This is a genomic window from Aeromonas sp. EU05-FHT14A05, from assembly GCF_058791175.1.
The window spans coordinates 53,166-66,302 of sequence record NZ_JBYTDH010000010.1; the positions used below are offsets into that span (position 1 = coordinate 53,166).

The window sequence follows — 13,137 nt, forward strand, 5'->3', positions numbered from 1 at the left end:
CTCCTCAACAGATAAGAAAAGACCCGCACGGGCGCGGGTCATATCAGCATATCAGGCATCCGGCTGGCCGAGCATGGCTCTTAGCTGCTCTTCCAGACTGGGCTCAGGGGCCCTGAGGGTCTCCATGAAGAGTCGCTCTATCCCCGCCTTGTCCTGGCTCTTCACGATGAACACCAGCCGGGACTGGGCCTTGCCCTCCGGCCACTCCCCCAGGGCCTGCAACGGATAGAGCTGGCCATGCACCCCGTGGATCACCACGGGCTGGCTCTCGCCCTCCAGCTGCAAGATCCCCTTGAGCCGCAGCAGGGCGTCGCCATACTGCCCCTGCACCGCATCGATGGCGGCCAGCAGGCGGGACGGCTTGAGGGGCTCGCCGATGCGCAGGGAGAAGCTCTCTATGTTGCCATGCTCGAAATGGGTCGGTGCGGCCGTGCCCACCTTGGCGGCAAACGGCTGCATCCTGGGTTGCATGGGGGAAGCCAGCCCCTGTTTCGGGGACTCGGTGCGCAGCCAGGCCAGCAGCTGGCGCACGTCGCGCCCCGCCGCCTCGTTGTAGGCGCCGAGCTTCTCCAGCACGGCGGGTGAGAGCACGCCGTTGCTGACCCGCTGGATGGGGGCCGCCGGGTTGAGGGAGGCCAGCTGCGCCTCCACCCGAATAAGCATCTCTTCCTCCACCAGGTCCCCCTTGCTCACCACCAGCAGATCCGCCAGGGCCACCTGCTTGACCGCCTCGTATTGCTGGCCGAGCTGCTGCTCGATATGGCCGGCATCCACCACTGTCACTGTGCCGTCGAAGCGGTAGCGCTGGGCGATGAAGCCCTCCTCCTTGAGGGTAAAGAGCACGGGAGCCGGGTCAGCCAGACCTGTGGTCTCGATAATCAGTCGCTTGAAGGGTTTTATCTTGCGCTGAATCGCCTTCATAAAGAGTCCCTGCAGCGCCTCCACCAGGGAGCCCTGCACCGAGCAGCAGATGCAGCCGGAATCGAGCAGCACCACCTGCTCGTCCACCTGCTGTACCAGGTGATGATCCAGCCCCACAGAGCCGAACTCGTTGATGAGCACGGCGCACTCGCCGAGCTCCGGCTGCTTGACCCAGTGGTTGAGCAAGGTGGTCTTGCCGCTGCCGAGGAAGCCGGTCAGCAGGGTTACGGGGATTCTGGTGTCTTGCGGGTCTGTCATGTCACATCCTTAGCGCCTGTCGTCATGGGGCCTGAAGAGGCTATCTCTTCCCCTCATCCCCACCCCTTCTCCCACCCGGGGAGAAGGGAGCAAAAAATATCGCCCCTTTCCAAGAGGCCGGCCTCAGCGGTTGGCGAACAGCTCGCCGAGCCAGCGGTTCTCGAAGCGGCCATGGGGGTCGAGCTCGCGCTTCAAGGCCAGGAAGTCGTGCCAGCGCGGCAGCAGGGTCGGGAAGTCGTAGAGATCCATCGCCAGGTGCTTGCCAAAATGCGGCGTGCCGCCGAGCGGTACCAGCAGTTGCTGCAGCTCGCGCATCTGCTCCATGGAGCCCCCCACGAAGGTGCCGTCCGCCGCCAGATAGACCAGAAACCCGATCCAGCACACCGACTTGCCATGGGCGGCGCTGAGCCAGGCTTCTGACGCACCTGTACACCGCAGGATAAAGGGGTAATGCAGCGCCCCCGGGTTGCGCTCCTGCCAGTGCTGCAGGATCTCCAGCGCCTCCTGCATGCGCTCGAGGGGCACCGCCACCTCGCAGTTGATCTGGGGCGCCGGTATCCCCTTGCAGAGGATCTGGTAGACGTTGCCCACCAGGTCAGAGGCATCCTTGAAGCGGCGCACCGTCTCGAAGTGCTCGCCCGTCCGCGCCTCGTCCTTGGTGTCCCGCGCCATCTTCTGCAGGGTGGCATCTATGGTGTCATTGAGTGCGGCTGTCAGGGCGCTGTCGACGTCCCCCTCCAGCAGCAGCGGCTCGCTGCCCCCGGCACGGTAGCGGGCCACCTCCTCCTCGGAGGCGGGATCCACCAGCCAGATGTGGCTCTCGCCGGTCCAGGCGAACCACCAGCTCTTCACGAAGCCGTGCTCACGGTTGAGCCGCTCGTTGTGTTCCAGCAGGAAGGGGTAGTCGGTGGTGAACTTGGTGCAACGCATGATGCGGTTCGGCACTGTGCGCAGGGTGACGTCGAGCAACACGCCGAGCATGCCCATGCCCATCACGAAGGCACCGAAGCGCGGATCGGCGCGATCCACGCCAATGATCTCCCCGTTGGCCAGCATCACCGTCAGGGCCTCCACCGCATCGCACAGGGAGGACTGGTGCAGCCCCTGGCCGTGGGTGCCGGTGCTGAGCGCGCCCCCCAGGGTCTGGATGCCGATGACGCCGGGGGACGCGGGCAGCATGCGATCCATGGCGATGAGCTCCCCATAGACGGTATCGAGGGGCGTGCCCGCCTGGTAGGTGACGGTATCGGCGCTCTGGGCCAGGCGGCCGCGCAGATGGTGCAAATCCACCAGCAGCGCCTGACTGCCCTCGGCATAGACGCTGTGGATGGGTTCGAAGGAGAGACCGGAGCCGATGAGCCGCAGCTTGCGATCCGGGTACTCCCGCAGTAGTTGCTGCAGCTCGTCACGGCTCTTCGGGCGCCACACCTGATCCAGGGCGCCGAGGGGATTGGTCCTGGACCAGTTGAACAGCACCTCCCGATTGCCAATCGCCTTGATGCTGTGAAATGCCTGGAACCTGACCGTCATACCGCGCCTCATCTGACTTCAAAATGAGCGGCAATTCTACCGAAAAGCGAGCGCCAAGGCATGAAAAACAAGCCCCTACAGTCGAGGGTGGATAAGGGAGCCTACCCCCCTCCCCTCAGCGCGAGGGCTGGGTCAGTGCCAGCAGCATGCCGAATCCCACCAGCAGACCGCCAAAGATCCGATCGATCCAGTGGCGCACCGCCAGCAGACGAGCCCGAACCGAGGCGCTGGAGAAGAAGAGCGCCACCGCGCTGAACCAGAGGGCGTGGGCCAGCACTATGAAGACGCCGTAGCCGAGCTGGACCGCCAGCGGCGTCTGCGGCTGCACCACCTGCATGAAGAGGCTGACGATGAAGATGGTGGTCTTGGGGTTGAGCACATTGGTCAGAAAACCGGTGCGCAGTGCCCCCAGGCTGGAGAGGGCTGGCTGACTGGCCAGCTCTTCACCGGTCGCGGGCTGGGTCCGCAGCATCTTGATGCCGAGGAAGATGAGATAGGCCGCTCCCGCCAGCTTGATGAGGTTGAACAGCCAGAGGGACTGCTGGATCAGCAGGCCCACCCCCAGCAGGGTGTAGCTCACGTGGACACAGACCCCGGCCGCGATGCCGAGCGCCGTCAGCACGCCGGTGCGACGGGAGAGCAGCAGGCTGTTGCGCGACACCATGGCAAAATCCGGGCCCGGGCTGATGACGGCAAAGAAGGTAATGGCTACTACGGCTAACAGTTCGGTCATGAAAATAGTCCTGATCACATGGGATATCGGCTATTTTATTTGGCAATAATCCCAATGACGAACGATAACTTCTGACATGAACGGTGAGAAAAATTCACAGAAAACCCTCTCACTCCCCTCCCTGACGGCCCTGCGCTGCTTCGAGGTGGCGGCCCGCACCGAGCACTTTGGCCGCGCCGCCGACGAGCTGCACCTCACCCATGGCGCCATCAGCCGGGCGGTGCGCCTGCTGGAGGAAGACCTGGGCGTCAGGCTGTTCGAGCGGCGCCAGCGCCGGGTCTTCCTGACCGAGGCGGGCGACCGGCTCTATCAGGCGGTCAGGGAGGGGCTGGGCCAGATCCGGGAGACGGCCCAGGCGCTGCGCCAGCAGAGCCGCCCCCAGTCGCTGGTGCTCTCCTGCGAGCCCACTCTGCTGATGCGCTGGCTGATCCCGCGCTGGCCCGCATTTCAGGCCCTGCACCCCGAGCTGGACGTCCATCTGATGGCGGGGGGCGGTGCCCTCAGCTTTGGCAGCGGCATCGATCTCGCCATCCGCCGCAATGACTTCCACTGGCCCGAGGATCTGCACAGCCAGCTGCTGTTCGAGGAGCTGACCGGGCCAGTCTGCCAGCCGGGCAAGATGGAGCAGTTTTTCGAGCCGCGAGGGGAAGAATCCGCCCTGCATCCCTCGGCCCCCCGCCTGCACACCAAGACGCGCCCGGATGCCTGGTCACGCTGGCAGGAGAATGCAGGGCATAGCCTGAATGACGAGGCGCCCAGCCTGCGCTTCGAGCACTTCTACTTCAGCCTGCAGGCGGCGGTGGCGGGCCTTGGCGTCGCCATCGGCCCCTACCGGCTGGTGTGTGACGACCTGGAGGCCGGGCTACTGGCGGCCCCGCTCGGCTTCGTCCCGGATGGCACCGGCTACCACCTGCTCGCCCCCGCCAGACCCGAACCCGGCAGCCCCCACGAGACGCTGGCGAACTGGTTGCACAGCCTGGCGCACTGAGAGAACCGACTCAGGTCACTCCGGCCAACTCCATGACAGGGTCGGTATTTTGCCCCTCAGCCAGCCACTCGTCGCAGAATTGCTGGATGGGCGCGGGGCGACCGAACAGGTAGCCCTGCAGATAGGTCACCTTGCCCTTGAGATACTCCGCCTGCTCGCGGGTCTCGACCCCTTCGGCTACCAGCGTCAGGCCGAGGCGATGGCCCAGATCGATCACGTTGTCGACTATGTGCTCGGAGAGGGACTCGGTCCCTATGCGCGCGATGAAGGACTGGTCGATCTTGAGGTAGTCCACATGGAACTGCTGCAGATAGACCAGGCTGGAGTGGCCGGTACCAAAGTCATCCATGGCCAGCTTGACCCCCATCTCGTCCAGTGCCTGGAACAGCGAGAGGGTATGGGGATCCGCCACCAGGAGCTCCCGCTCGGTCAGCTCCAGCACCAGGATCACCTTGCCCGGTGCGAAGCGGGCGAGGAAGCTGTGACAATCCTCCAGCAGGCTGTCGTCGCGGCAATGGGCCGCGCTGATGTTGAAGCCGACATGGAAGCCATCGGACAACCCCGCCTGCTCGGCGGCCAGTCGCTCAGCCACCCCCCCCATGATGAGGCTGGTCATGGGCACGATCAGGCCGCTGGCCTCCGCCTGGGGAATGAAGAGATCCGGCCGGATCAGGCCCACGTCAGGATGCTGCCAGCGCATCAGCACCTCGACCCCCATGATGCGTTCGCTGCCGCTCTCCACCAGGGGTTGCAGGTAGGGGACGAACTCTTTGGCCCGCAGGGCCCGGGCCAGCTCGCTGATCGGGGAGCGGGGGCGACCCAGCAGCCACCACATGATGACGGCGAAGCAGGTGCTGAAGGCAAGCAGCAGCCAGACCCCGAAGCCATGATGGCGCCACAGCCCCATCAGGGTGGGCGCAGAGGAGTAGCCCGCATAGATGGAGAGAGGATAGCCGGCAGCCTGGCGCTCGACATGCTCCTGACTCGCCAGGGGCGGCTCGGCGGCAAAGAAGTGGCCCTCCTCGTCGAGCCAGCTATTCCCCACCCTGAGCATCAGGGGCATGGCTCCCTGGTTCAGGCTCAGCATGAAGTTGAGGTAATCCCCATCGATCAGGGTCATTACTGCCCCTTGCACAGTACTGGTGCGCACCGAGAGGACGGGATGATGCCGCCGTACCTCGTTCCCTTCCATCAGGCGCAGCTGGCCCTGACTGTACTGCTCGGCGGTATAGGGGATCCGGCGTCGGCCAAACTGGGAGGTGCAGTAGATGCTGTCTCCCTGGCTCAGGTTGACCGAACGCACGAAGGGCACCATGGCAACCAGGGATCTGAGGGTCGGCAGCGCAGCGGCGCAGGGCTTGCCCAGAAATGGCAAGGCCTGGCGATTGGCCGCCTGGGCATGAGACAGCATGGTTTCCATCAGCGCCAGGGTATGGCTCGCCGCCTGATGGGACTCCCACTGCAGATCGACCCGATAGCGAACGAGCATGGCCCAGTTGCCGAGCAGCATGGGCAGCACGAACATCAGCATGGTGATCAGCAGTCTTGGCCTGGGTCTGGCCGTGTCGGCCGCGGAGCAATAACGCATGGCGGATCCCGTTCGTAAAGGAACGCCATGTTAGCAACCCAAGCTGAACCCAGGCCTAACCGGTCAAATAACGATCAATCTCACTGAGGTACTCAGGCGGAGGTGGCGCGACCGGCAACCGGCTGGCTACCCGCCTCCCCTGCCGTCAACCCCTGGCAGAACTGGCGCAGCGGCTGGGGCCGCGCGAACAGGAATCCCTGCAGATAGTGGACCCCCTTGCCCCTGAGATAGGCGGCCTGATGCTCGGTCTCGACCCCTTCGGCGACCAGGGCCAGGCCCAGCCTGCGGCCGAGATCGATGACGTTGTCGACTATGTGCTCGGAGAGGGACTCGGTGCCGATGCGCCCGATGAAGGAGCGATCGATCTTGAGAAAGTCCACATGGAACTGCTGCAGGTAGATCAGGCTGGAGTGGCCGGTGCCAAAGTCATCGATGGCGAGCTTGACCCCCATCTCGTCCAGCTGTGCGAACAGGGAGAGGGTATGGGGGCTGGCCACCAGCAGCTCCCGCTCGGTCAGCTCCAGCACCAGCGCCACCCGCCCTCGCTGGAAGTGGGCGAGGAAGGCACGGCACTCCGCCAGCAGGGAGAGATCCCGGCAGTGGGCGGCGCTGATGTTGAAGCTGATGTGAAACCCCTCTGGCAGCTGGCTCTGCACCTGCTTCAGGCGCTGGGCCACCACCTTCATGAGGTGGGTGGTCATGGGCACTATCAGCCCGGACTCTTCCGCCTGGGGGATGAAGAGATCCGGGCGGATCAGGCCTGAGCTCGGGTGCTGCCAGCGCATCAGCACCTCGGCCCCCACCATGCGGCCGTCCTTGCTGGCCATCAGGGGTTGCAGGTAGGGAACGAACTCCCCCGCCAGCAGTCCGCGCCTCAGCTCATCCGTCGGGGAGCCCGGCCGACCGAGCACCCACCACACCAGCAGCGCGAGCAGCACAGAGGTGCCAGCCAGCCACAGCAGGGCAAGATGGCGGGCCTCCCACAGGGAGTGCCAGTAGAGCGGCATGGCATAGCCCGCCTGGATGGCGAAGGGGTAGCGGTGGGAGGCGAGGGCAAGGCGGGTCTTGCTGTGCAGCCTGGGGGGCTGGTTCTGATGATGGCCGGACTCATCGATCCAGGCCGACCCGACCTGCAGATAGAGCTCGCTGGTGTCGCTGCTCATGGCGAGCATGAAGCTGAGCTGGGTGCTGTCGATGGCGCTCAGCACCGCATCGCGCCCGCGATCATGGCGCACCACCAGCAGCGGATGATCCTGACTCACCTTGTTGCCGCGCATCAGCAGCAACTTGTTCTGGGTGTAGACCGACCTGTCATCCACCTCATGGACAGGCCCGAACAGCGAGGTGCAGTTGATCACCCCCTCGCGCACCAGATTGACCGAGCGCAGGAAAGGCTCGAGGGCCACTCTCTTGCGCAGTTGCAGCAGGTTGCCGGCACAGGGCCGGTTCACCAGGGGCAATGCCTCCAGGTTGGCCTGCTCGGCCTGATCCAGCATGCGTTCGAGCAAGGTTCTCGCCTTGTAGGCGGAGGCGCTGGCGTCGCTCTTCAACTCCTGCTCATAGCTGCTGTGCACCATCCAGCCTCCCGCCAGCAGTGGCAGGGTCAAGACCAGCAAGGCACAGCCGAGGCGCCATCTCGTACGGGCAAGATCAATCCGGAACAGGAACATAGAAACCACGCCGCAATTCGCAGGCTTGCCCTGGCAAGCCCGCAGGGAAATAACGCCCATTTCACACAGAAGACAATGGGACCATTCAGGCCAGATAACCTAACGCAGCACGCTGGTAAAAGGAATCGACGACGCAGTGGCGGGAGATTGGCGGCCCATTATCGCGCAACCCCCATCAATGGAAAATGCCGCGTCGAGACGCGGCATTGTTATTTCCAGTGGTCAGACCGGCCAGGCTTAGACCGCCTGTTGCAAAATCACCGCATCGGCCTTCCTGGTGTAGGAGGCGATCTCGTTGAAGTTGAGGTAGCGATAGGTGTCGGCTGCAGTGGCATCCAGGGTCTTGGCGTACTGCAGGTACTCCGCCACTGTCGGGATCTTGCCGATGATGGCGGCAACCGCAGCCAGCTCGGCAGAGGCCAGGTAGACGTTGGCACCCTTGCCCAGACGGTTCGGGAAGTTGCGGGTGGAGGTGGAGACCACGGAGGCCCCTTCCGCCACGCGCGCCTGGTTGCCCATGCAGAGGGAACAGCCCGGGATCTCGATGCGGGCACCGACGCGACCAAAGATGCCGTAGTAGCCCTCTTCGGTCAGCTGATCCTTGTCCATCTTGGTGGGCGGCGCTATCCACATGCGGGTCGGCAGCTCGCCCTGGTACTTCTCGAGCAGTTTTCCGGCGGCACGGAAGTGGCCGATGTTGGTCATGCAGGAACCGATGAACACCTCGTCGATCTGGCTGCCGGCCACCTCGCTCAGCAGGCGGGCGTCGTCCGGATCGTTCGGCGCACACAGGATGGGCTCCTTGATGGTGGCCAGATCGATCTCGATGATTTCGGCGTACTCGGCATCCTTGTCCGCTTCCATCAGCACCGGATTGGCCAGCCACTCTTCCATCCCCTTGATACGACGGGTGATGGTGCGCACGTCGCCGTAGCCTTCGGAGAGCATCCATTTCAGCATGACGATGTTGGACTTCAGGTACTCGATGATCGGGGCCTGATCCAGCTTGATGGTGCAACCGGCGGCGGAGCGCTCGGCGCTGGCGTCCGCCAGCTCGAACGCCTGCTCCACCTTCAGGGTCGGCAGACCTTCGATCTCGAGGATGCGGCCGGAGAAGATGTTCTTCTTGCCCGCTTTCTCGACAGTCAGCAGCCCCTTCTGGATGGCGGCGTAGGGGATGGCATGGACCAGATCACGCAGGGTGATGCCAGGTTGCAGCTCGCCCTTGAAGCGCACCAGCACGGATTCCGGCATGTCCAGCGGCATCACGCCGGTGGCGGCGGCGAAGGCCACCAGGCCAGAGCCCGCCGGGAAGGAGATCCCGATGGGGAAACGGGTGTGGGAATCACCACCTGTACCCACGGTATCCGGCAGCAGCATGCGGTTCAGCCAGGAGTGGATGACGCCGTCACCGGGGCGCAGGGAGACACCGCCGCGGTTCATGATGAAGTCCGGCAGGGTGTGGTGGGTCTGCACGTCGATGGGCTTGGGATAGGCCGCGGTGTGGCAGAAGGACTGCATGGTCAGATCGGCGGAGAAGCCGAGGCAGGCGAGATCTTTGAGCTCGTCGCGGGTCATGGGGCCCGTGGTGTCCTGGGAGCCGACCGTGGTCATGCGCGGCTCGCAGTAGGTGCCCGGGCGAATGCCCTGCACGCCGCACGCCTTGCCCACCATCTTCTGGGCCAGGGTGTAACCCTTGCCGGTGTCGGCTACCGGCTGCGGGCGACGGAACACGGTGGAGAACGGCAGACCCAGCGCCTCGCGGGCCTTGTCGGTCAGGCCGCGGCCGATGATCAGCGGGATGCGGCCACCGGCGCGCACTTCGTCGATCAGCACCTCGGTTTTCAGTTCAAAGCGGGCCAGCACCTCGTCGGTACCGTGACGGGTGATCTTGCCCTCATAGGGGAAGATGTCGATCACATCGCCCATCTCCAGTTTGGAGACATCCACTTCGATGGGCAGGGCGCCGGCATCTTCCATGGTGTTGAAGAAGATGGGAGCAATCTTGCCGCCCAGGCAGACGCCACCGGCGCGCTTGTTCGGCACGAAGGGAATGTCGTCCCCCATGAACCAGAGCACCGAGTTGGTGGCGGATTTGCGGGAGGAGCCGGTACCGACCACGTCACCCACATAGGCCAGCGGGAAGCCTTGCTCTTTCAGGGCGTCGATGGTCTTGATGGGGCCGATGACGCCGTCCTTGTCCGGGGTGATGCCGGGACGGGCGTTCTTCAGCATCGCCAGGGCGTGCAGCGGGATGTCGGGACGAGACCAGGCATCCGGCGCCGGGGACAGATCGTCGGTGTTGGTTTCGCCGGTCACCTTGAACACGGTGACGGTGATCTTCTCGGCCAGAGCGGGGCGGTTCAGGAACCACTCGGCATCGGCCCAGGATTGCAGCACCTGCTGGGCATGGGCATTGCCCGCCTTCGCCTTCTCTTCCACGTCGTGGAAGGAGTCGAACATCAGCAGGGTGTGGGACAGGCCCTTGGCGGCAAGAGGTGCCAGGGAGGCGTCGTCCAGCAGATCGATCAGCGGCTGGATGTTGTAGCCACCCTGCATGGTGCCGAGCAGCTCGACCGCTTCGGCGGCGGTCAGTATGGGAGAGTGGGCCTCGCCCTTGGCGACGGCGGTGAGGAAGCCGGCTTTGACATAGGCCGCTTCATCGACACCCGGGGGAACGCGGGAGGACAACAGTTCTTTCAGAAAATCATGTTCACCGGCGGGCGGGTTCTTGAGCAGTTCAACCAGGGCGGCGACCTGCTCTGCGTCCAGAGGTTTGGCAACCACGCCCTCGGCGGCACGTTCTGCGACGTGTTTACGGTATGTTTCAAGCACGACTAATTCCTCTTTGGTCTTTTTTTTGGGGTTCGCCCAAGCTCGCGGCGATCGTCCTTGCGGGACACCCGTAGGGTGCCCCCCACTATATAAGTTTTAACGAGTAATTAAAATCCAAACCCTGTGCAGTTATTCACCAAACCAGCATAACCATATAAGCCAGTTAGGTTTTTTTAAACTGACAAGACACACAGCACAGACAAGTTAACAAAAAGTCATCATTTCACCCTTATTGGAACGTAGTGCCCAATTGCAGATAGAACATGTCGTGTCCCCCCTCCGCCATGCCATAGCCGAGGAAGATGGGGCCGAGGAAGCTCTCCACCCCCACATAGACGGAGCCGGCGGTATAGGAGGATTCCAGGCTGATGTCATCCCCCTTGTCCCAGACCCCACCCTGCTCGAGGGAGCCCCCGAGGAACAGGGGTGCCTTGATGGCCCCGAAGTCGTTGTCCGCCACCCGGTAGATGTAGCGCAGACCGCTGAACAGGCTGTAGCGGCCGCTCAGCTGGTAGTGCTGGAAGCCGGAGAGCCGGAACAGGCCGCCGAGATCCTGCACGAACAACGGCACCTCTTCCTCAGAGGAGGAACCGCCCCCTTCCAGCATCAGGTTGAGGCTGTGTCGTCCCCATGACCAGGGCTTGATCATCGCCAGGTGGTAGTTGAGCCCCTCGGTGTTCTCCGTCGGCTCGCCGGTCGGCTCTATCTTGATGTGGGAGTAGCCCCCCTTGATGTCCCAGTAGATACCCTGATAGGGGAAGTAGCGACTGTCGAGGGTGTCGTGTTCGAAGCGAATGTAGGGCCCCCAGGCGGTGGCATCCGCACTCGCGTCGGACAGGTTCTGGACATCGACGCTGCCCACCTGGCCTTCCAGCCCCAGGGACAACCTGCTCCAGGGCTGGCGGTTCCAGCCGACGGCGAGATCCATGCTGGTGAAGCTGTACTCGGAGTCCAGATAACGGACCCCGGACGATTTGACATCCTCTTCCGGGAAGAAGACCCGGCGCTGGGTCTTGTCATAGGCCAGGCTCGCCTCGCCATAGAAGGTCTGGGAGGGCTCGAGCGGCGTGTAGAAGTCGGTCTTGAGGTGCTTGGCGGTGCCGAGCGACGCCTCGGTCAGCCATTCGGCGCCCCAGTCGTTGACGTTGGTCAGGGTATAGGACATGCCGACGTTGTAGTTGGAGCTGCTCTCGAAGTCATCGGAGAAGCCGAGCTGGAAGTTGAGATAGCCCGGGCCCCAGTTCTTCTCGCTGGCATCCACCACCAGCACGTTCTCGCCGTCCCGCTCCTCCACCTCGTAGGTGATGCGGTCGAACGACTCCAGGGCGTAGAGGCGGCGGATCCCGGCCTCCAGGCTCTCATAGGTCTGCACCTTGTCCGGGCGCACCTTGAGCATGGCCCGCACCGTCTCGTCGGAGAGGCGCGACTTGTTGAGGATCTCCACCTTGTCGATGTAGTAGGCCGGCTGCCCGCTGCGCTCGGCGCGGCGGCTCAGCTTCTTGTTGCGGTAATCCGCATAGGCGTCGGGGGAGAGCGACAGGGCATCGAGCTGGGCAGCAGCGCGGTCGGCCACCGCCTCCCCCTGCTTGATCCCCTCCGGCATGCGGGCAAAGTCGGCGATCCCCATGTCACCGAACTCGGGGCTGAGCAGCACGTCCTTCGGCCCCAGCAGCGCCTTCTGCTTCTCGGTGCCGACCTGGGTCATGTAGGTGGTGAGCTGGTCTATCATGGCCAGCCCGGATTTGAGCGACTCCCGGGTGCGCAGCTTGGCACCTATGTCCACCGCGATCACCACGTCGGCCCCCATGGCCTTGGCCACGTCCACCGGCATGTTGTTGACGGTACCGCCGTCGGCCAGGATGTGTCCCTCCCACTCCACGGGTTTGAGGGCGCCGGGAATGGACATGGAGGCCTGCATCGCCTTGGCCAGGCTGCCACTGTCCAGCACGAAGGGGGTCACCGTCTCCATGTCGGTGGCCACGGCGCGGTAGGGAATGGGCAGATCGTCGAAGCTCTTCTGGGCCGGCAGGTTGGAGGTGGCATGACGCAGCAGGCTGGCCATGGATTGCCCCTGGAAGAAGCCGTCCGGCAGCTGAGTCTGGTCACCGTTGACCCCGATGTCGGTGCGCAGCTGGTACTTCTCGCTCTGTTGCTTCTTGCGCAGGGAGAGCTCGTCACGACCGACCTTGTCCTGATACCCCTTGTTCCAGTCGATGGCCAGGGTCATCCGCTCCACCTCCTCGGCACTGAGCCCCATGGCGTACATGCCCGCCACATAGGAGCCCATGCTGGTGCCGACGACGATGTCGACCGGGATGCGCTTCTCTTCCAGCACCTTGAGCACCCCGATGTGGGCCGCCCCCTTGGCGCCGCCGCCGCTCAGCACCAGGGCGATCCTGGGTCGCTCCGCCTTGCCTTCGCCGCCGTGCACCCGAGCCTTGGGCCCGGTGTCACTGGCCTGGGCCATCCCCGCCAATGGCAGGGTCGCCAGCAGAAGCATAAGCATAAGCAGATGGGTCCATCCCCGATGAAAGATGCGCATATGAGTGTCCATTGATCCGTGCGAGTCGAGCGAGCAGCCCGCCGACATGAGTGCTGCCAACTATAAGTTCCA

General features: G+C 63.9%; 8 protein-coding genes. 1 reads left to right on the forward strand and 7 read right to left on the reverse strand.

Features of this window, described 5'->3' with window-relative positions; all coding sequences use genetic code 11:
* Positions 1-51: 51 nt before the first annotated feature.
* From AC3WR3_RS14675 to AC3WR3_RS14685, 3 genes are all read right to left on the reverse strand, one after another.
* Positions 52-1,179 (reverse strand): CobW family GTP-binding protein, encoded by a 1,128-nt coding sequence (locus AC3WR3_RS14675; RefSeq protein ID WP_492292198.1) that lies wholly within the window; start codon positions 1,177-1,179, stop codon positions 52-54.
* Between the two features lie 123 nt (positions 1,180-1,302).
* On the reverse strand, positions 1,303-2,709 hold the full coding sequence (locus tag AC3WR3_RS14680) for a D-arabinono-1,4-lactone oxidase (protein ID WP_492292199.1): 1,407 nt from the start codon (positions 2,707-2,709) through the stop codon (positions 1,303-1,305).
* Between the two features lie 115 nt (positions 2,710-2,824).
* Positions 2,825-3,442, reverse strand: a complete 618-nt coding sequence (locus AC3WR3_RS14685) for a LysE family transporter (protein WP_492292200.1) — start codon at positions 3,440-3,442, stop codon at positions 2,825-2,827.
* Between the two features lie 76 nt (positions 3,443-3,518).
* Here AC3WR3_RS14685 and AC3WR3_RS14690 point away from each other — a divergent pair, with 76 nt between their 5' ends.
* Positions 3,519-4,430 carry a LysR family transcriptional regulator gene (locus tag AC3WR3_RS14690; RefSeq protein ID WP_492292201.1) on the forward strand — a complete coding sequence of 304 codons (912 nt, stop codon included), beginning with the start codon at positions 3,519-3,521 and terminating at the stop codon, positions 4,428-4,430.
* A 10-nt stretch (positions 4,431-4,440) separates the two neighbouring features.
* On the opposite strand, the gene AC3WR3_RS14695 is transcribed toward AC3WR3_RS14690, so the two are convergent.
* The 4 genes from AC3WR3_RS14695 to AC3WR3_RS14710 all read right to left on the reverse strand — a co-directional run bounded on the left by AC3WR3_RS14695 (position 4,441) and on the right by AC3WR3_RS14710 (position 13,065).
* On the reverse strand, positions 4,441-6,018 hold the full coding sequence (locus AC3WR3_RS14695) for an EAL domain-containing protein (RefSeq protein ID WP_492292202.1): 1,578 nt from the start codon (positions 6,016-6,018) through the stop codon (positions 4,441-4,443).
* Positions 6,019-6,110: 92 nt separating this feature from the next.
* The gene (locus AC3WR3_RS14700) at positions 6,111-7,688 is read right to left on the reverse strand and encodes an EAL domain-containing protein (RefSeq protein WP_492292232.1); all 1,578 of its coding nucleotides are present in this window, start codon (positions 7,686-7,688) and stop codon (positions 6,111-6,113) included.
* A gap of 237 nt (positions 7,689-7,925) precedes the next feature.
* Positions 7,926-10,523, reverse strand: coding sequence for a bifunctional aconitate hydratase 2/2-methylisocitrate dehydratase (gene acnB / locus AC3WR3_RS14705; protein ID WP_319917300.1), 2,598 nt, complete (start codon positions 10,521-10,523; stop codon positions 7,926-7,928).
* Between the two features lie 229 nt (positions 10,524-10,752).
* A complete protein-coding gene (locus tag AC3WR3_RS14710; protein WP_492292203.1) occupies positions 10,753-13,065 on the reverse strand; it encodes a patatin-like phospholipase family protein in 2,313 nt (770 codons plus the stop codon).
* Positions 13,066-13,137 lie beyond the last annotated feature (72 nt).